The organism is Candidatus Vallotia laricis, from assembly GCF_020541325.1.
In the GTDB taxonomy this organism is placed as follows: domain Bacteria; phylum Pseudomonadota; class Gammaproteobacteria; order Burkholderiales; family Burkholderiaceae; genus Mycetohabitans; species Mycetohabitans laricis.
Genome location: NZ_CP047399.1, coordinates 627,557 through 648,531, shown reverse-complemented (window position 1 = coordinate 648,531; position 20,975 = coordinate 627,557). Strand labels below are relative to the sequence as shown.

17 protein-coding genes and 1 pseudogene are annotated in these 20,975 nt (G+C 42.5%); 16 read left to right on the top strand and 2 right to left on the bottom strand.

The annotated features are described in order from the left end of the window. Positions 1 to 26 precede the first annotated feature (26 nt). The 7 genes and pseudogenes from der (at position 27) to GKR41_RS02460 (ending at position 8,155) form a co-directional block, all read left to right on the top strand. The gene (gene der / locus GKR41_RS02490) at positions 27 to 1,361 is read left to right on the top strand and encodes a ribosome biogenesis GTPase Der (RefSeq protein WP_226809624.1); all 1,335 of its coding nucleotides are present in this window, start codon (positions 27 to 29) and stop codon (positions 1,359 to 1,361) included. A 120-nt stretch (positions 1,362 to 1,481) separates the two neighbouring features. Further along, on the top strand, positions 1,482 to 1,727 hold the full coding sequence (hfq, locus tag GKR41_RS02485) for an RNA chaperone Hfq (protein ID WP_226809623.1): 246 nt from the start codon (positions 1,482 to 1,484) through the stop codon (positions 1,725 to 1,727). Between the two features lie 56 nt (positions 1,728 to 1,783). Beyond that, a pseudogene (gene hflX / locus GKR41_RS02480) lies at positions 1,784 to 2,854 on the top strand (GTPase HflX); the annotation flags it as partial. Between the two features lie 170 nt (positions 2,855 to 3,024). After that, positions 3,025 to 4,377: an FtsH protease activity modulator HflK gene (gene hflK, locus GKR41_RS02475; protein ID WP_226809621.1), complete on the top strand. Its 1,353-nt coding sequence runs from the start codon at positions 3,025 to 3,027 to the stop codon at positions 4,375 to 4,377. An 11-nt stretch (positions 4,378 to 4,388) separates the two neighbouring features. Then, positions 4,389 to 5,291 carry a protease modulator HflC gene (gene hflC, locus GKR41_RS02470; protein WP_226809620.1) on the top strand — a complete coding sequence of 301 codons (903 nt, stop codon included), beginning with the start codon at positions 4,389 to 4,391 and terminating at the stop codon, positions 5,289 to 5,291. Positions 5,292 to 5,551: 260 nt separating this feature from the next. Further along, positions 5,552 to 6,700 (top strand): ATP phosphoribosyltransferase regulatory subunit, encoded by a 1,149-nt coding sequence (locus GKR41_RS02465; RefSeq protein ID WP_226809619.1) that lies wholly within the window; start codon positions 5,552 to 5,554, stop codon positions 6,698 to 6,700. 87 nt (positions 6,701 to 6,787) lie between these two features. Beyond that, on the top strand, positions 6,788 to 8,155 hold the full coding sequence (locus tag GKR41_RS02460; RefSeq protein ID WP_226809618.1) for an adenylosuccinate synthase: 1,368 nt from the start codon (positions 6,788 to 6,790) through the stop codon (positions 8,153 to 8,155). Positions 8,156 to 8,764: 609 nt separating this feature from the next. On the opposite strand, the gene GKR41_RS02455 is transcribed toward GKR41_RS02460, so the two are convergent. Together GKR41_RS02455 and GKR41_RS02450 are read right to left on the bottom strand one after the other, a co-directional pair. Then, entirely contained in the window at positions 8,765 to 9,145 is a 381-nt protein-coding gene (locus tag GKR41_RS02455; protein WP_226809617.1) for a hypothetical protein, read from the bottom strand. 437 nt (positions 9,146 to 9,582) lie between these two features. Beyond that, a complete protein-coding gene (locus tag GKR41_RS02450) occupies positions 9,583 to 10,371 on the bottom strand; it encodes an outer membrane protein assembly factor BamD (RefSeq protein WP_226809616.1) in 789 nt (262 codons plus the stop codon). 55 nt (positions 10,372 to 10,426) lie between these two features. Here GKR41_RS02450 and GKR41_RS02445 point away from each other — a divergent pair, with 55 nt between their 5' ends. From GKR41_RS02445 to rplI, 9 genes are all read left to right on the top strand, one after another. Further along, positions 10,427 to 11,467, top strand: coding sequence for an RluA family pseudouridine synthase (locus GKR41_RS02445; protein WP_226809615.1), 1,041 nt, complete (start codon positions 10,427 to 10,429; stop codon positions 11,465 to 11,467). Then, complete coding sequence (pgeF, locus tag GKR41_RS02440; protein WP_226810233.1) at positions 11,460 to 12,335, top strand: peptidoglycan editing factor PgeF; 876 nt, start codon at positions 11,460 to 11,462, stop codon at positions 12,333 to 12,335. Before GKR41_RS02445 ends, pgeF begins: the two co-directional genes overlap by 8 nt. A 1,896-nt stretch (positions 12,336 to 14,231) precedes the next feature. Further along, positions 14,232 to 14,468: a hypothetical protein gene (locus tag GKR41_RS02435; RefSeq protein ID WP_226809614.1), complete on the top strand. Its 237-nt coding sequence runs from the start codon at positions 14,232 to 14,234 to the stop codon at positions 14,466 to 14,468. Positions 14,469 to 15,773: 1,305 nt separating this feature from the next. Further along, the gene (locus tag GKR41_RS02430; RefSeq protein ID WP_226809613.1) at positions 15,774 to 17,366 is read left to right on the top strand and encodes an ABC-F family ATPase; all 1,593 of its coding nucleotides are present in this window, start codon (positions 15,774 to 15,776) and stop codon (positions 17,364 to 17,366) included. Positions 17,367 to 17,374: 8 nt separating this feature from the next. Continuing rightward, positions 17,375 to 18,391, top strand: a complete 1,017-nt coding sequence (locus GKR41_RS02425) for an asparaginase (RefSeq protein WP_420885645.1) — start codon at positions 17,375 to 17,377, stop codon at positions 18,389 to 18,391. A 1,011-nt stretch (positions 18,392 to 19,402) separates the two neighbouring features. Then, positions 19,403 to 19,774 carry a 30S ribosomal protein S6 gene (gene rpsF, locus GKR41_RS02420; protein WP_226809611.1) on the top strand — a complete coding sequence of 124 codons (372 nt, stop codon included), beginning with the start codon at positions 19,403 to 19,405 and terminating at the stop codon, positions 19,772 to 19,774. Positions 19,775 to 19,825: 51 nt separating this feature from the next. Next, on the top strand, positions 19,826 to 20,149 hold the full coding sequence (gene priB, locus GKR41_RS02415; RefSeq protein ID WP_226809610.1) for a primosomal replication protein N: 324 nt from the start codon (positions 19,826 to 19,828) through the stop codon (positions 20,147 to 20,149). Further along, positions 20,133 to 20,408, top strand: a complete 276-nt coding sequence (gene rpsR, locus GKR41_RS02410) for a 30S ribosomal protein S18 (protein ID WP_226809609.1) — start codon at positions 20,133 to 20,135, stop codon at positions 20,406 to 20,408. Before priB ends, rpsR begins: the two co-directional genes overlap by 17 nt. 19 nt (positions 20,409 to 20,427) lie before the next feature. Further along, the gene (gene rplI, locus GKR41_RS02405) at positions 20,428 to 20,880 is read left to right on the top strand and encodes a 50S ribosomal protein L9 (protein WP_226809608.1); all 453 of its coding nucleotides are present in this window, start codon (positions 20,428 to 20,430) and stop codon (positions 20,878 to 20,880) included. Positions 20,881 to 20,975 lie beyond the last annotated feature (95 nt).

Here is a 20,975-nt window from a genome sequence, read left to right as displayed (position 1 = left end):
GCACATGTGCGTTTTGGAAAAGTAACATGAAGCCCGTAATTGTACTCATTGGGCGCCCTAATGTTGGAAAATCTACGCTGTTCAACCGGTTGACGCGCTCGAGAGATGCACTAGTCGCAGAGCTTCCAGGACTAACGCGAGATCGCCATTATGGCGAAGGACGAGTCGGTGAACGACCCTACCTAGTCATAGATACAGGAGGTTTTGAGCCAGTTTCCAAAGATGGCATTCTATATCAGATGGCCCAGCAGACGCGTCGAGCAGTTGAGGAAGCTAATGTAGTAATATTTTTAGTCGATGGCCGTAATGGCCTTATGCAGCAAGATAAGACAATTGTCCATTATTTGCGCAAAACAGGTCGCCCAATCTTTCTGGTTGTTAACAAGGCTGAGGGCATGAAATATAGTGCAGTATCGGCGGATTTCTATGAACTCGGCTTGGGCGACCCACGAGCAATCTCTGCCGCACATGGAGATGGCGTTACTGAGATGATTAAACAAGCGCTTACTCTTGCCTATACAGACCGAGTGTCACACAACCAAGAGCACAAGATACATGGAGTAAAAATAGCTATCGTAGGTCGGCCTAATGTAGGTAAATCAACATTAGTAAATACCTTGCTTGGCGAGGAGCGAATGATTGCATTCAATCTACCTGGAACAACGCGCGATTCTATTTATATCGATTTTAAGCGCCATGGTCGACAATATACTCTGATCGATACCGCCGGTCTTCGAAAGCGAGGGAAGATGTTTGAGGCAGTCGAAAAGTTCTCGGTAGTTAAAACACTGCAATCGATCGCTGATGCTCATGTCGTAATCCTGCTTCTTGACGCACAGCAGGATATTTCGGAGCAAGATGCACATATTGCCAGCTTTATTGTTGAGCAGGGTCGGGCTCTTGTGATTGGGGTTAACAAATGGGATGGCCTCAATGAACACGTGCGTCAACGCACTAAAACTGACTTAGCTCGCAAGCTCAAATTCCTCAGCTTTGCAAGCGTGCATTATATCTCAGCAGTAGAAAAGACAAGAATAGGTGCATTAATGCTCTCGGTGAATGCAGCGTACACAGCCGCAATGGCCAAACTATCAACACCTAAGCTTACACGGGCACTAATCGCTGCCGTACAGTTCCAGCAGCCACGCCAGCGCGGCCTAATTCGCCCTAAGCTACGTTATGCCCATCAGGGAGGGCAAAATCCCCCAATTATTGTGATTCACGGTAATGCTTTACATGCGGTTACCGATACGTATAAACGTTATCTAGAAAGATGTTTTCGAGAAACTTTTAGCTTAGATGGCACCCCATTGCGCATAGAATTTCGTCTTAGTCGTAATCCTTATACAGACTTAGACTGAATCTTCTGTGATTATTTGCCTATTAAGTGCATTAAATTAAATCTATAGTAAAAGGATTCCCAGCGTTATCTTTTTTGTCGCTTATACTATTAATCTGAAAAGATTAACTCGGAGTTTTCTATGAGTAACAAAGGGCAACTGTTACAAGACCCGTTTCTAAACGCACTACGCAAGGAGCATGTGCCTGTATCGATTTATCTAGTTAACGGTATTAAGCTACAAGGTAATATCGAGTCATTTGATCAATATGTAGTATTGCTTCGCAATACTGTTACACAAATGGTGTACAAGCACGCAATCTCGACTGTCGTACCCGCGCGATTAGTGAACTTTTATCCTGATTCAGAAGAGTCTAATCCGATGTAGAGATAGGTACCCGCTAATTGCATGAAAACTCTTTCCACATCTAATATTTTATCAACTTGATTAACGCGGCGCTTATTAGCATAGATTTTGGAAGAGGCTCTTTTCAAGCTGGATTTGAGGAACTAGGTGCGCTCGCCAATAGTGCTGGAGCTTGCCCGGTGCTTATGCTAACGGGGCGACGATCCAGTCCAAATGCTGCATATTTTATAGGCAGTGGAAAACTTAAAGAACTTCAATGCGGTATTCAAGATCATAATATAAAGATTGTTATCTTTAACCATACACTATCGCCCGCACAGCAGCGCAATCTAGAATACGCGCTAGAGCGACGTGTCGTTGATCGTACCAGCCTGATTCTTGATATCTTTGCGCAACGCGCGCGTAGTTATGAGGGTAAGTTACAAGTAGAACTAGCGCAGCTGCAATATATGTCTACTCGCTTAGTGCGAGCGTGGACCCACCTAGAACGGCAGAAAGGTGGAATCGGATTGCGAGGTCCTGGCGAAACTCAGCTGGAGACTGATCGGCAGTTAATTAGTAAACGAATTAAAATATTGCGCAGCAAATTAAGTAAACTTAAGCGTCAACACGGTATACAGCGAAGACAGCGCGATCGTAATTGTAAATTGTCAGTGTCATTAGTTGGCTATACAAATGCCGGAAAGTCAACACTATTTAATGCATTAACCAAAGAAAAAACCTACGTAGCCAACCAATTATTTGCAACATTAGATACGACATCACGCCGCCTCTATCTCCGTGAAGCGAACAATGTCGTGATTTCTGATACAGTTGGCTTTATTCGTGACTTACCACACCAATTAGTTTCGGCTTTTCGCGCAACGTTAGAGGAGACTGTGCATGCTGATTTACTGCTGCATGTCGTCGATGCGTCTAGCGCAGTGCATGTAAATCAAATTCAGCAGGTCAATGATATATTATGCCAGATTGGCGCAGCATCAGTTCCACAAATTATTATCTTCAATAAGATTGACCAAAAACCTGAGTTAATAAACCAAGGTAACCCTATTAAGAGGAACGATCACGGAAATATTGAGTGCATTTTTTTAAGTGCGCGGACTGGTCAAGGACTTAATGCTTTGTACGATGTGATAGCCGAAAAAGCGCTTAGCTTACAAAAGTGAAGGTGCGATCTAAATAATATTGTCACCAATAATCATGTTACTCATCCTGAACATAATGGAGTTGTATTCAAACAAAACTGACGCAGTAGCTAATAATGCAGTTATACGATAACTGCATTTCGTAATAACCGGCTGCAATAACCGGCTGTAATATGGTCAAAAACAAAAGCATTCAAAGTGTATGGCAGCGTACAAACGCCCTACTTTCAATAACTGCTCCAGCATGGAGCAGCCAAGGAAATAGCAATGTATCATTACATCCACAGAATCAAGGCAATACCAACAAAATTAACCAAGAAGGTCCGCCCGACTTAGAAGAGTTATGGCGCAACTTTAATCACCAAATCAAACGGTTGTTCAGTCAAAGAGATCTTAGGAGCAAAAGTGAGAGACCTGATCCACCAAACTCAAATAGTGGCTATGGTGGATATTTAGGTTTAGGAATCATTCTTAGTGCACTAATTGCTATTTATATAGCTAGTGGTATTTATATTGTGCAGGAAGGACAAGCTGGTGTCGTACTGCAATTTGGTAGATATATGTATACTACCGGTTCTGGAATTCAGTGGCGCTTACCGTATCCTTTCCAAAGCAATGAAAGTGTTAATCTCTCACAGGTACGCTCTGCTGAAATCGGACGAGACAATATGATTCGTTCGACAAACCTAAAAGACATGTCGATGCTAACTCAAGATGAAAATATCATCGATGTACGCTTCTCGGTCCAGTATCGTGTGAAAGATCCAGCTGCATTCCTTTTTAATAATGTCAATACAGAGGACGCAGTAACGCAGGCCGCTGAAACCACGGTGCGTGAAATCGTAGGTAAAAACACGATGGACTATGTATTGTATGAAGGACGTGAACAGGTCGCACTGGAATTGTCCCAGCAAATCCAACAGATACTGGATCAGTACAAGACAGGTATTAGCGTGAGCAGCGTAACAATGCAGAATGTGCAGCCACCACAGCAAGTGCAATCTGCATTCGATGATGCCGTAAAAGCTGGGCAGGATCGTGAGCGTGCGAAGAATGAAGCCCTGGCATATGCAAATAACGTAGTACCGCGCGCTCAAGGCACTGCCGCTCGGATAGTGGCGGATGCTAACGGATACCTTGCCCGAGTAGTAGCTCAAGCTGAAGGCGATGCTGCGCACTTTAATCAAGTACAAGCTGAGTACGCGAAAGCACCAGCCGTTACCAGTGAAAGGATGTATCTAGATACAATGCAACAAATCTACACAAATGTCACAAAAATAATGGTAGATAGCGAGGTTAGCAATAACCTTCTGTACCTCCCATTAGACAAAGTAATGCTTTCGCATAGCTCCTATCCACAAGTTGGCAAAAATATTTCTGAAAATAGTCTTCAGAATAAAGTGTTAGCAGATGAAAGCTTGTCCGATACGCAGGCAGCTCAAGATCAACCCATACTTAATACACCAGTTAATCACAACATGCCCCGATCTCGAGATCTTTTCCGAAATCGCGATAAAGGTCAGTAAGGGATTATGTTATGAATCGAATTATCGCCCTCGTTATTACCATATTTATAATGATGCTTGTTGGATCCTCAATGATATTTATTGTTGACCAACGGAAGTATGCAATCGTTTTTTCATTTGGTGAAGTCAAGAAGATTATTTCAGCGCCTGGGCTACATTTGAAGGCTCCACCACCCTTCCAAAATGTAGTCTATATGGATAAGCGTATCCAGACAATTGATAATCTAGAGGCAGATCGCTACATCACTTCTGAAAAAAAGAATCTACTTGTTGACTTATTTGTAAAATGGAGGATTATCGATCCACGTAAGTTCTACATTAGTGTTCGTAGTGATGCCTCACTAGCACAAGATCGATTAATCCAGGTCATCTGCGCAGCGCTAAACGAAGAGTTCACAAAACGCACAGTTTCGGAGGTGGTTTCTAACGAACGCGAGATTGTGATGAAGGCGGTTCGTAAAAAGGTTGAGCGTGATGCATCAAACTTGGGAATCGATATTGTTGATGTGCGGCTACGTCGTGTTGATTTACTTGAGAATATCAGTGAATCTGTATATCAGCGAATGAAGGCGGAGCGCCAACAAGTTGCTAATAAGCAACGTTCAACAGGTGCTGCCGAGGCTGAGCGCATTCGTGCTGACGCAGATAAGCAACGTGAAGTAGTTATTGCTAATGCATATAAAAAAGCGCAGGAGATTAAAGGAAACGGAGATGCTAAGGCTGCGGCGATCTATGCAAACGCATTCGGTCGAGATCCAAAATTCTATGCTTTCTATAAAAGCTTAGAGGCCTATCGGCGAAGTATGGGTAAAGGTGATATAGTAATCACTGATCCGAACAGCGAATTCTTCCGATTCATGAAAAATCCTGCAGGCTTGTTAGCTACTCCAACTTCAAAGAGATCTAAGCACTAGGTTGTACGGACTCTCCGATCGGATGTGGCTAATTCTTGCAAAAAGTGCGCCATAGCTTTACACCCCAGCTCCTGATCAGATGTATTTTAATCTGTAGTATTTCGCCGATGTTATACCAGTACACTTCTTGACAATATTAGAATAACCGCTGCTAACGCAAATTCGGCGGCATGCCGATGGCAATTGATCTTAGGTTATACTTCTACTAATGTCGGCGAGCTTATCAAACCATACTACGTCACGCTATTAGATTTGAGCTCATGCCAACTTGGTTGTTGCCTGAAAATATTTCCGATGTGTTGCCATCGGGCGCTCGCAAGCTCGAAGAGCTTCGTCGTGTGCTACTTGATCGTTTCCGTTCGTATGGCTATGAGATGGTCATGCCACCGCTTCTTGAGTATCTTAAGTCATTGTTAACCGGTAGCGGTAGTGACCTAGCATTACGCACATTCCAGCTTGTTGATCAGTTATCTGGACATATGCTAGGATTACGTGCAGATATTACCCCGCAAGTCGCGCGTATCGATGCGCATTTACTAAATCGCCAGGGCGTTACGCGACTGTGTTATGCGGGCCACGTGTTACATACGCGTCCACGTGGTTTGCATGCAACACGGGATCAAATTCAGATCGGAGCCGAAATTTACGGACATGCAGGATTAGAAGCAGATGTTGAGATACAGCAACTGATGCTTGATAGCTTGCGCCTCGCAGAGTTGGGGCCAGTACGACTAGACTTATGCCATGCAGGTGTGCTAGCTGCCCTTCTAGGGGCCGACGAACGTGCTGTTGAGCTAGGTCCCGCGCTATATGAAGCGCTAGCTGGTAAAGATGTACCTAGACTGAATGAGCTTACGCGCGGCTTAGAGAAGCCAGTACGTGATGCACTGCTCGCATTACCAATGCTTTATGGAGACGCATCAGTGATTGATGAGGCGCGCTCTAGACTACCAGCATGGCCAGCGCTCACATGTGCACTGAATGAGCTTGAATTTCTCGTGGCGCAGATTGACGATACGCACGTAGCAATTGACTTGGCCGATTTACGCGGTTATGCATATCACAGTGGTGTAATGTTCTGCGCATATGTCGATGGCGTGCCGAATGCTGTGGCACGCGGTGGTCGCTATGATTATATTGGTCTTGCGTACGGGCGAGCAAGACCAGCAACCGGTTTTTCGCTAGACTTGCGTGAAGTAGCTAGAATTTCGCCGAGACAGGCACGCTCTAGTGCCATTATGGCGCCATGGAATCATGATGCTGCGCTGCGTGCTACTGTAGCACTGTTGCGAGATAGCGGGGAGACAGTGATCCAGGCGTTTCCTGGTCATGAGCACACTTTAGATGAATTTGCTTGCGACCGTGTACTTGTTCAGCAAGGTGCTGCTTGGACTGTTGAGCTACGCTAAAAATTAAAAATATTGCATTTGAATATCATCAATAGTTCTATCCAAAAACGTAGGTAGAATACGTTTTTAACCAGTCTAAATAATATTATGTCCGCTAGCGCAGATCAATCAATTCAAGCGATAGCCCAATTTGGACGCAATGTCGTTGTAGTTGGCACCCAGTGGGGTGATGAAGGAAAAGGTAAAATTGTCGATTGGCTTACCGATCACTCTCAGGGTGTTGTGCGTTTTCAAGGCGGCCACAATGCTGGCCATACGTTAATTATTGGTGGAAAAAAAACTGTTCTACGGTTAATACCATCAGGCATTATGCGCAATGGGATTGCGTGTTATATTGGCAATGGTGTTGTGCTATCGCTCTGTGCCCTATTTAAGGAAATTTCTGAGCTCGAAGATGCTGGCATCAACGTACGTAATCGACTGTTCGTATCTGAAGCAGCTACGCTGATCTTACCACAGCATATTGAGATTGATCGGGCGCGTGAGTCAAGGCGTGGCGCTAGCAAAATTGGCACTACCGGGCGCGGTATTGGGCCAGCGTACGAGGATAAGTTTGGACGACGAGCATTACGTGTGCAGGATTTGTTTAATAAACCAATATTCGAGGAACAACTACGCGAAAACCTCGATTTCCATAATTTTGTACTCACGCAATATCTAGGCGCACCGGCAGTTGATTTCCATAAAACACTAGATTTGATGCTTAGCTACACAGATCGACTAGCGCCGATGATTATTGATGTGTCGCAGCGGTTATATGACGAAAATAACGCTGGGCGAAACTTGCTATTCGAAGGTGCTCAGGGCACTCTATTAGATATTGACCATGGTACATATCCATTCGTCACATCCAGCAATTGTGTCTCGGGTGCTGCGGCGGCTGGCGCTGGTATTGGTCCGCATAAGCTCCATTATATTTTAGGGATCACTAAGGCTTATTGTACGCGAGTAGGCGCCGGGCCATTTCCAAGCGAGTTATATGACGTAGATAATCCAAAATGTCAAGACCCTATTGGGTCAATGCTAGCTAGTGTCGGAAAAGAATTTGGTTCGGTAACGGGCCGACCTCGTCGCACTGGCTGGCTTGATGCAGCTGCACTGAAACGCTCGATTCAGATTAATGGCGTAACTGGATTATGTATTACAAAGCTAGATGTGCTTGATAGGCTAGATGAAGTTCGACTATGCACTGGGTATAAAATCGATGGATTGGATGTAGATATTCTGCCGCTCGGTGCATCACAAGTAAGCCGCTGTGAACCAGTGTATGAAACTTTCCCGGGTTGGGAAAAAAATACTGTTGGTGTTAGGGAATGGGATGCACTACCTGTGGAGGCCCAAGCGTATTTGACGCGCTTAGAGAAGGTGACCGGTGTGCCAATCGATATGGTATCAACTGGTCCTGATCGGGATGAGACAATTCTGCTACGACATCCATTTAAAGGAGGTGTGTAATTTTGACACTACTGAATTAGCCCAATATAACGACTAATAGCATCTATATTTAGGATTGTTATTGCCGCCCGATAAGGCGGCTTTTGCAACAGGCCGGCCCAAATATTGCTAAATTTAATCAAGCCTAGATTATTATCTAATAATACTTATTATGTGGATTTATTATTTTTCTCCAGATTTTCTGGGATGAGTTATAGGCAGGATCAAAATTAACCTAGCAGACATATTTTCGATAGCTCTCAGTATTTAAATGTTGAGTGGCGAGCTGTACGTTAGTACAGCTAATCCTATACCTATATAGGATACAAACTATTACGATATAGGATCGTAAATATCTCAAGCGGGCAGTGTCTAACTATCTATTGTATCCATAGATTTAGTGGTATTTAGTATAAAGCACTATATAATATCCTGACTAATTTATGGTGGATTTGTTAGTCAAAACCAAACTCACTCAGTATATTCATGCGAGCTTGCGCCGTGTGAGTTGGACTACAAGTAACAGCACCGAAATATTACACCAAAGTACCCATATTCCATTAGGACTAGTCATAACTCTGTCGGTTTTAGTGATATTCATACTGAAGAGTGGACAATTTTCCTATATCTTTAATTATTGCTAATTCCGACGCCAAATTGAATCTGACTATTCATACGATAGTGATATATGACCCAAATCTGTAGGTAGATGCTTAATCTAGCAATAATTTTCTGGTTCGTCATACTCGTCCGATAGATAGATGCTATATTTTGTATTGTATATATCTGTGTAATTGAATACTTAGTCTCTAGCAGAAAGCCCAGCAAGTTACGTGCTGAGCTTGCTTTCTTGGGCTTATTTATGCCAAGACTCTGTATAAAGATACAAAATATTTCAAACAAAACTAATTCACGGCGCGAAGTATAGCCGGGTGATGCTTGATCAAGCGCTGTGCTAACTAGAGGAGGTGCGTTATTATCTAGAAAGCGCCGACCGAGAAAAGAAATCATCGCCTCTAAGGCAATACTGCTTTACTGCGTTAGTTGCTCATCTAATTGCGTTAGAGTATGTAACCCATGAGTCCTTTAATAAAAAAGCAGAAATTTAACTGAATTATGTGCAGCGTATAAAAATCCACCGCATTTTTTATACCTCCGGACAGATAATTTAGAAAGATTTTCACTACTACTGGTAAATTAGTATTTCTATTTTCTTTTATAAGAGTTAGAAAATCTTAGCGTGGTCTGCGCGACTTAGTAAATGATCTACACTATCAATAATAACATTCGTGTATATAGTAACGTTATGCGATAGCATTCCCATTATGAAATCTATAATAGTACAATAGTATATTGTCTTGGTTGCGGGCCGCTCGACAGAACACTTTAAAAGTAATCTGATCGATCCTAAGTAAAGCACCATGTCACATATTATTAACTCTAATGTTTTATTTAGACAGCGTATGGGTGCGGCCGGTTACGTATACGCTATCTGGAAACGTTAGTATAAGCACGCGCTGGGCATCGTCAGCGAGTTGTTTCTGCTGGAGTTTTCGATATGCTAATACCATTATATGTAGAGCGTCCTCAGTTGCTGTTGTATTTTTGTATTTTTTTAGCACTATTTGCGCACGGTTGATAGCGGCAACATATGCACCGCGACGGTAATAATAATCGGCGGTGTTTACTTCATGTTCAGCTAATACGTTTGCGATGTAACGCATACGTTGTGTAGCATCAAGCGCGTACTTACTGCGAGGATACTTTTCGACGATGATACGAAACGAATCGTATGCGTTATGTAACATCTCTGGGTCATATTCGACTATATTCTGAGCTATAAAATAATCCAATAGACTTTGATCATTATTAAATCCAATTAATCCTTTTAGATAATATACATATGCGATATCCGGATGATCCGGATATAACTGAATAAACCGGTCTGCTGATTGTTTAGCTGCCTCCTTTTCATTATCTTTCCATTGACAGTATGGAATGTTAATTTGTGCCTGTTGTGCGAAAGAACCAAATGGATCACGCTCTTCTAGCAATTTAAAGTACTTCGAGCACCGACTCCAGTCACTGGAGGTAAAAGCATTCCGAGCCTCCAGGTATAATTCTTGATTTGTCCATCCTGCCATTTCATCTATTTTCTCAGGAAAACTATAGCACCCGGTGACAATTACCGTTGTGATAGTTATAGCAGCAATCCTCAATATATTCAGCACTCGCATTTTTAGTAAAATCCAGATGAATCATTCTAATAACCGGCCCAGTTCCGGTGTCTGTATGCATGATTATAGTCTAAGTGAAAGTCCAGTTTGCCTAGATGAGCAGATTGCGCAGGTACCGTTAGCACTGGCGGGCGAGCGGCTAGATAAGGTGCTTGCGAGGCTATTTCCAACCTTCTCGCGTAGCCGACTTCAAATATGGATCGATGCAGGCCGAGTGACTCTAGATGGCATACGAGGGTGGACGCGTCAGCGGGTGCATCCAGGTGCAACCGTACGGCTCGCTCCAGATCTGCTACCGCAAGCATTAGCGTTCGTGCCTGAACCAATACCATTGGAGATCCTCTACGAGGATAAAACCCTAGTTGTAATTAACAAGCCGGCCGGGCTAGTTGTGCATCCAGCCCCGGGCAATTGGAGTGGCACGATGCTTAACGGTCTGCTTTATCATTATCCAGATGCCGCCAGACTACCGCGCGCTGGCATTGTGCACCGTTTAGATAAAAACACCTCGGGCTTAATAGTGGTCGCGCGCACATTAGCTGCACAGATCAATTTGCTCAGACAGTTGCGGGCGCATACGGTTAAGCGTCGCTATATCGCGCTTACCTGGGGCGTGACACCGCCCAGCGGATCTATTAGTGAGTCGATTGGGCGTGATCCACATAAGCGCACGCGAATGGCAGTTCTTACTGGAGCTACCAGCAAACCCGCGCATACACACTTCGTAACTGTAGCTACTAGTTCATGGTCCGGACATCCGGTATCGAGGCTATACTGTGATTTATATACTGGACGCACGCATCAAATCCGAGTGCATCTCGCGCATGCTAGTTATCCATTACTCGGAGACCAGATGTACGGCTGTGTGCGCAACTCGCGGAAAAAGCCCACTCTTCCCCATGGATTTGCTCGACAAGCGCTTCATGCGTGTCGGCTTGAGCTTTTAAATCCGTCTACTAACGTTCCGGTAGCTTGGCACTCAAAAATGCCGAAGGATCTGGAGAAATTAACTTCTACTCTCGGGCTATTAAACGTGCTTGATGAGGAATGTAATACACTTCTGACGAAAAAGGGTAATTTTGAATTTGATGGATAGCTCGACATTTCAAGGCTTTACTAAATTATCGATATCTAACTGTATTAGACCTAACTGGCGCGTAAGTTCCCGCGTATGTGCCCTGATCACTACGCGTGATGGCGGAGTGAGCTGTGGAAAATATGGTATGTTGAAAAACCAAAAATGCGTTCCTGGCGGCTTAAATTTAGGTCTGCATACTGGTGATAATATAGATGCAGTTCGTGAAAATCGTCGACGTGTTATATCGCTGGTAGGCGCACATGTGGCATGGCTTAAGCAAGTGCATGGCACATGCGTCGTTCGTGCAGACAAAGTAATAAATAGAGATTTTCTAACGGCTGATGCTAGTGTAACTAACCGCAGTAAGATAGTTTGTGCAATATTAGTAGCCGACTGTATACCGATATTAATTTGCGATGAAGATGGCTCCGCTATCGGCGCTGTACATGGTGGATGGCGTGGTCTTATTGGTGGCGTCATTCAGAATACCGTCGACTCGGTTCGCTCTTTAATTCCGAGTTCACGGCGCGCAGGTAACTCGCTACACGCGTACCTAGGCCCATCAATCGGGCCGAGTGTATTTGAAGTTGGGGAAGAGGTGCGTACTTCGTTTCTAGAAGCGTCTTGGCCCGATGAGCGTGATGCGACCAATGCGGCATTTATTGCGTTAACTGGGTGTGTTAATAACACTATAGATGTATATAGTGATAGCCAATATAAATACTTAGCGAATCTCGGCGAACTAGCTCGCATAAGGCTAGCACGTGTTGGTGTACATTACGTGAGCGGCCCCCATGCATGTACATTTAGCGACCCATCCCGTTTTTATTCCTACCGACGGGATCATACGACAGGCCGCATGGCGGCATTAATATGGCTGACTTAAGAGTATATGTGTACATATCGACATTAATAAATTCTGATTTAATAGCATTGTGTGGCAGAGTTGGTCACTCTAACTTAATGCCGTGACAGATAGCATGTCCCAAAGAAAGCATGCAGCAAAAATCCTAATTATATTGCGTAGTCAATACTCATTTGGTATACAACGCAGCGTCTCACCTATCTATGATAGGTATTTAAGCTGCTAATACTACTCAGTAGCTACGTTGCAAATTTCTAGGTTTAGACTACTTTAATGTAGCTAAGATAATAGTAGAAACTTTAATGTATAGATTTTCTCTATAAGAGCTTCAAGCAGGAAGCTGAAGCTATCACGTTAGTTTCAAAGTAAATATCTTCCTCTCTTTTTACATTTCATCCTAACCTAACTCCAGTATACAAGTGACGTAAGGTAAACAGTGTAGACTTACGACTTAACTCAGCTTAATTAGAGAATAAGTTGACCTGTTTCGCCTATTTACTTCTCAATAAGTAAACGAGCTTGAAACCAATAGTTGAATTTTATTTAAGAATGGAGCGCGAAAAATGATAGTGGTTTATCAATTAACCTCTATCTCATGCTTAAATCGAAAAGTCAGAAAAATACTAAAAGTTTTCTGATTAATAATATCACCCCTAATTATTATCGACTTATAGGGGGAGTGCGCTAAATAATCGAGTAGTGTTAAAGGTTTCTAGTCAGGAAGAGATAGAAACATTAATATGTCTATAGATGAGAGCATATAGCTTTCTATACGAGACATTTAAGTACTATTAATAGTAGTTTTTTGCTGTAGATTGAAGTAGATAATTTTTTCTTCTTTGCATTTTTATAGTCGTTTTAGATTACGACGATATCAGAAAATATTCATTGTATTCTAAAAGATTTTTTGTTGTGATTTCAACGGGTTAGTTCTGCGTTAGACGGTTACTCAACATTGCTATATGCAATCATAGTCAGATTGCATTAATACTTATATAGTTAAATCATATTATTCTCGTGTCGTATAATATGCTGGAGGCAGTCTCCGAATCACGCTTTGATTCTTAAGAAGATATATAAAAACTGCTTCAATACCTTTTGATAAAACTAGGATGTAATTAGATAAAATTATACACTAATAAAATTATTATGACTATTTAGATCGGGGTTGATTCTACTATTTTAGTAACTCCATCTGATTTATACCATATACTGTATTATTACTAATATAGTAGTACGTGATATACCTTATTAAATTTACAAAAGATGTTATTATCAAGGTTATCGAACTAAGTTCAATGGCGTATTAATTTAATTAAGATAATTAATAAAGATATTCAAAAAAATATTAGGCATACCCTGGGGTACCAGGCGATTTATGGGCTGAGTTGACTCATCTTGCGTTGCGAGCATAGTCCGGTTTTGAATCTTTCAGCGTCGACAGCATAGGAATCGATAATAATTTTCCTAAACTTGAAGGAAAAACGCGACTCAGATTGGCGTAGAAATGCGCAGCGCGCCATAACTTGCGCGCGATCGGCACGCAGATGTAAATTATCTGGTAGTAGCGCATTACAACGAGAAGGAGGTCATTGTGCACTATTATAGCCATCCAGGCTATCTTCGATCTCGAATGTTTATTTCGAATATGTGAAAATAGACGACGATGTATTGGTACGGACAACGCATATTCTCCTAATCGAGAGCATGCCGTACGGTCCGACTATTATCATCTAATAATCGGCTCTGGTATTGCCGATCTGATAAAGCCAAGTATAAGACTAGCTAGAGGCACCCAGGTCTATACTCATAGAGTACTAAATGTATCTGCTATCAATATCTATCTAGCGTAAGCTCAGCATCGTAGCGGAGATCGACAATACCTATTCTGTTGGGTTCTCGTCTAAACTATTGAATATGACGCGACATCTCGGTATAGGCATTGACCAGGTACCAGTCTGGTGGCAACGGCGCCCTGATGGGTGCGACAATCACCGAAGGATCATGCTTATATCTAGCGTAAAGCACGCTAGAATACGCTTAGGTATTAGTGTGTCAGCTGACGATTGCTGGCTTGTGCTGCACAGGTTACCCCGATTGAGGCGCGCTATCATGCATGCTCGTGTAATACGTCGCTCATCGTCTCTTGGCTAAGATATTGTTCTGCAGTTTCTACATTTGGCATTTGGCATTTGGCATTTGGCATTTGGCATTTGGCATTTGGCATTTGGCATTTGGCATTTGACGACTGATCTAGCTATGCACTAGAAGTGCAATTCTCTAGTTGTAGGGGGAGGGCTATTTTCAATTGTGTTGAGCCCTCGCTATACAACAGCTCAGCTAGATGCATTCGTCAGGGGGGGGTAAGCTATTTCCACTTAGCTAGAGTGGGGGGTGGGGCTTATAATTTAGTGATGCCTTATGAAATTTCGCCGATACGCACTGTTGGTAAATGGTCACATCGTGGTATGCTGTTTTTTCTATATTAGTACAGAAGATCTTCGCTCCGATATTGAGCATAGCAGTGCTCGATATTTCTCGGTATTTAAGCTAGCAGACTGCTGGAGATAGTTAGTAACTCTTGCATAGATCGCGTACCGGGAAACGAGTACAAGCGTTGCTATATGCCTGTTCGAAGTATATAGGTATTGAAGCTATAAAGGTGCACTAAGCTCCAAGGTGCATGTTAATGTGCTTTAGAGTGTTAATATTTACATCGTTCTTATACTTTTGAGCCAAAGAGTCAAATAAACGCGGCAAATTTTGATAATGTCCGGTGGACGCTCACCCTAACAGCATATCCTATACTGCTAGAGATATTAAAAATATTGGAGATATTAGCGCTGTATATCTTAAGATGTCTATCCTGTCTAGGGATGGGTGCTTGCTAGCCTCTAGAAATATTTTATTGAGCATACAGCACTTTCTAATTTCAGAGATTTTTAATGCTAATCTATAGCACGTGATGCTGACTCTATCAATAACCCAAGCCCAGAACGCTGCTTAACTATAGTTAAGCAGTTTGATCTGTAGCAATGTCTTGCAATCGGATTACGAACCCAAATTGCAAGATGAAATCTTATTGAAGGCGCCATCTGTTTTCTATCGTGTTATTAGATGCAGCAGCATCGATGGTATATATAAGATGTAGTCTTTAATCTACCCATCCGGAATTTCCGGAAGGAATCTAAAATAGATTAGATGCAACGCCTCATGAAAGTACAAACTAACCACTTCTATTTAGCAATAAAATCTATTTAAATTTTGTAAAAACATATAGCTTATAAAGCGTGATTTTAGCTATTATCTAGAGCGATAGGGCTAAAAGCCTATAGTCTTAATTATTAGTGTACTAGGCATATTAATCCCGTATTCTTCGACACATTGCTGGCTCATCTACAAGCAATGAGATGTTAAAATAACCAAACTTTCCCCGCATTCCGCCCGGAGGACGTCCCTGTGCTGTCTACTGCGAACCTTACAATGCAATTTGGGTCCAAGCCCTTATTCGAAAATATCTCCGTTAAGTTCGGCGAGTGTAGACGTTACGGACTAATTGGTGCGAACGGCTGCGGAAAATCCACATTGATGAAAATCCTTGGTGGCGACCTAGAGCCTAGTTCTGGTACCGTTGTGCTTAAGTCGAATATGCGTCTAGGAAAGCTACGCCAGGATCAGTTTGCGTACGAGGATATGCGAGTTCTTGACGTAGTCAAAGTCGGCCACACCGAGATGTGGAAGGCAATAAGTGAGCGTGACGCAATCTATTCGAACCCGGAAGCAAGTGATGACGATTACATGCGAGCGGCAGAGTTAGAGGCGAAGTTTGCTGAGTATGACGGCTACACCGCCGAGGCGCGTGCAAGCGAATTGTTGCTTGGTATCGGCATTTCGATAGAGAATCATAATGGACTGATGAATAAGATTGCACCCGGATGGAAACTGCGCGTGCTTTTAGCGCAGGCCTTGTTCTCTGATCCGGACTTACTATTGCTGGATGAGCCAACAAATAATCTGGATATTAACTCAATCCGATGGCTCGAAAACATCCTGAATGAGCGCAATTCGACCATGATTATTATTTCTCATGATCGTCACTTCCTAAACCAGGTTTGCACGCATATGGCAGACATGGATTACGGAACGCTAAAGATTTATCCGGGCAACTACGATGATTATATGCTCGCTTCGGCTCAGGCGCGAGAGAGACAAGCTGCTGCGAATATGAAAGCCAAAGAGCGTATTGCGGATCTTCAAGATTTTGTTCGTCGTTTCTCCGCCAATAAATCTAAAGCTCGCCAGGCGACAAGTCGGCTCAAGCAAATCGATAAAATTAAGCTTGAAGAATTCAGGCCATCATCGCGACAGAACCCGTTCGTCCGTTTTGAGTTCGACAAAAAATTACACAATATTTCAGTACTCGCAAAACAAATTACGAAGAAATATGATCGCATAATTTTTCAGAATCTGAGCCTATCTGTACAGCCAAGGGAAAAGATTGCTATTGTTGGTGAAAATGGTGCCGGGAAGACTACATTGCTTCGTGCGTTATGTGGAAAATTGCATTTAAATCATGGGCGTGTGCATTTAGCAGAGAATGCGAATATCGGTTACATACCGCAGGATACGTCTGAAGATTTTCCAGAGGATATAACATTAACTGAGTGGATCAACCAGTTCCGTCAAGGCGGAGACGACGAAACGATGGTGCGGGGCACGCTCGGGCGTCTACTATTTTCTGGCGACGATGCAAAGAAGTCCGTTAAGGTGCTCTCGGGCGGTGAGAGAGGTCGCTTGCTATGGGGAAAGCTAATGCTTGGCCGGCACAATATGTTGCTGCTGGACGAGCCGACGAACCATATGGATATGGAGTCTATTGAGTCTCTACAAATCGCGCTTGAGAAATACGAGGGCACAGTGATCTTTGTATCGCACGACCGTGAATTTGTTAATGGACTGGCAAATCGAATTATAGAGGTCCGAGCGGATAGCTCAATTGTAGACTTTCCGGGCCGCTACGACGAATTTCTAGCTAGCCAGGGTCTTGAATGAGCGCAGCTGTGTCACATCAGAAGCGGCCTACAGTTGCAGTATTAGCGACCGGTGGAACAATTGCAGGAGAAGCGCCAGTCGCAGCTCAGACTAGCGGCTATAAGGCTGGCGTAATCAGCGTAGACCGACTACTCTCCGCTGTACCAGAATTAGATAGCGTTGCAGCGATTCGTTCTGAGCAAATTGCGGGAATCGATAGTAAAGATCTTGACGACTCACTATGGGTTACATTAGCGCACCGAGTCAATGTATTGCTGGCGCAGGATGATATTGACGGACTCGTAATTATGCATGGCACTGATACTCTTGAGGAAACTGCATATTGGTTGCACTTAACCGTTGCGAGCGTCAAACCGGTTGTACTAACTGCGGCAATGCGACCATTTACCGCATTATCGTCTGATGGCTCACTGAATCTTCTCGATGCGGTGACACTTGCTGCGTGTCCGGATGCAGTAGCACGTGGCGTGCTAGTTGCCTTCGCAAACCGGATTCATGGCGCACGCGATATCACGAAAGTGAGTACCTATGCGGTTGACGCATTCGCGTCACCCGAAAGTGGTGTATTGGGCTGGGTCCAGGACAGACGGATTGAATTTCAGCGACGTGTAACGCGCGCTCATACGATTAAATCAGTATTTAGGCTGAATGATATAGATACACAGAATCCGCTACCTATGGTCCAGATTGTTGTTAGTCATGCTGGTGCGGTTCGTGTAATTGTTGATGCGCTAGTTGATGCAGGCGTACGTGGAATCGTTGTCGCTGGAACTGGAAATGGTTCTATTCATTCAACGTTGCAGCAAGCACTGGTTAGTGCGCGAGCACGCAGCGTTGCGGTAGTGCGTTCCTCTCGTGTTGGGTCTGGGCATGTAATGCGTAATGGTGCTGCACCAGATGACATGCTAGGTCTAGTTAGCGCTGGCACGCTAAATCCATATAAAGCGCGTGTACTATTGATGCTTGCACTCTCGCGCGGTTGGAGCGAGCCATTGATATTACAAAGCCTATTTGATCAGTATTAATTTCGTATAAAATACGTACAGAATAGCTGGATTGCATCCCCATAATACGTGCATCCAAATAAATAAAACTCAAAAGTTACTGATTATAATTGACAACAACCCTTAGAGTCCCAGCTATAGGTTAACATTACCCTTCTCTTATTTTATAATATCAATGTCATCTATTATAAACGGATGCCTATCCATGTAGAAACAATAACCATGATACTAAGGCGGTGAGTAAAAATATATTTCTTACAAGAATATTAACTAATTAAGCAAACTACTTAAAAACTTTTCATTCCTCGCATAAAAGATTCTTTATTACTATTAAGTGCTCTTAGCAGTGCGCACGGCATTAATAATGCTATTTAATTAAATTTCTAAAAAATAAAATTTTGTACAAAATTATTAGTATTTTTATAGAAAATGTGTCGAGGATTTTAAGAGCTTTTATATTCTAGTTAATATCTCTCTTCGAGATATTAAAAATAAGCTGTAATTGTACCGTTAACTATAATTAAAACTTTAAAATATTTTGCAGACGGATGCATTATATAATTTTACACGGAATCTCTCATTATAAAACTTAATCATCTCTAAGATGTTCATTAAGATTGTTTTCAACTTATATAGCTATTAGTAAGCCGAAATTCTCAATGGCTTAGTTCTCAATTAGAGAAATCTACTATTGATTAGAGTTCTAAAATTTTATCGGTATAAAATTCGCGCCTTAGCTGTAACACGCTAAGGCGTATACAGCATAGAAAAATTTTTTGTGAACCATAGGAATTTGAAGCTCGTTAAATTTAGAACATATGCTATACGACGCTGCGTTATTAAAGCACCTCTAGCTATGTCTACGGTAAGATTTACCTTAATGATAAGAGTGCTTAAATAATTAAGACTGATTTAAATTACTCTAAAACAGATAATTGATTGAATATACTTAGCGGGTAAGCTACAATGATTACTTCTTTCCTTGCCACATCAGTTCGACGCTCAAGTGGCTTCTATCCATAAGGAATTCCTATGCGTCACTATGAAATTACACTCATTGTACACCCCGACCAAAGCAAGCAAGTACCCGCAATGATCGAGAAGTATAAATCAATGATTATTAGTCACGGTAATCATATTTACCGTATTGAAGACTGGGGTCGACGACAGTTGGCTTATATGATCGAAAAACTCGCAAAGGCACACTATGTTTGCATAAACATAGAATGTAATAAACTCGCACTTAGCGAGCTAGAACACGCATTCAAATTTAATGACGCGGTTTTGCGATACCTTATTGTCAAAACAAAGAAAGCTGAAACTAGTCCATCACTAATGATGAAAGAAGTGCAGCGCGAAGAAGCAAAAAAATCGGCTGTGCAACCACAAACCCCGCAAGGGTAATCATAAAACTGAGACTTAATTTCAGAAAAAGTCAAAGTCTGTTATACTTATATGTTAAACCGATTGCAACTAGTAGCTAGCATCATTAGTCGCGATCCAGTGCGTTATACACCATCAGGTATTCCAATTGTAAGTTGTGTATTACAACACAAATCTGAGGCTATTGAGGCTGGCTTTAGTCGCCATATTGAGCTGACAATTTCAGCGTTAGCTGTCGGCGACATTAGTAGTAAAATAATGAATTGTGAACTAGATGTTTGTGTAAATTTCGATGGTTTTCTAGCACGAAAACACTATAACGCAAATATTCTTATATTTCACATTACAGAATTGTTGGATATAGAAAAAATTAATGATCATGGCTCGTCCCACTAATAAAAAATTTGATAAACGTCGCCAACAACAAAACCCGCTTTTTAAGCGTAAAAAATTCTGCCGCTTCACCGCTGCTAGCGTTACATACATCGATTATAAAGATATTGAGACACTGAAAGATTTTATAGGAGAAAATGGTAAAATTACGCCAGCGCGGCTGACTGGAACAAAAGCCCACTATCAACGCCAGCTTAATACAGCGATTAAGCGAGCTCGATTTCTTGCGCTAATACCGTATACGGACTTGCACAAGGCCTAATTCAGAAAAAGGAAGGCAAATGCAGGTTATTTTATTAGAAAAAATCGTTAAACTCGGTAATCTCGGCGATATTGTTAAAGTTAAAGACGGCTACGCACGTAACTTCTTAATTCCTCGTCGAAAGGTTCGTCACGCGACCAAAAATGCGATCACTGAATTTGAAGTGAAGCGTGCAGAACTCGAGAAAATAGCAGCCGATAAGCTAGTTGCCGCACAAACGCAAAGTGAAAAGCTAAAAAGCCTAACGCTGCAGGTTAGGCAGAAGTCGGGTGTTGATGGTCGTCTATTTGGCTCAGTTACGAATCAAGACATCTCTGCCGAACTTAAACAGCAAGGATTTGCTATCGAAAAAGCGCAGGTTCGACTATTAAAGGGTCCGATTAAGACTCTTGGTGAACATCTAATACAAGTAGTATTGCACACGGATATAGTGACAGATGTCACAGTATCAGTGCTAAACGCACAGGAATAATATTGCCTCATACTGTTATTATTATGTGCAAGCAGGATTCGGGTAAACCCAATCCTGCTTTTTTATTTCATACCATTGCGTGAATAGCTGAATTA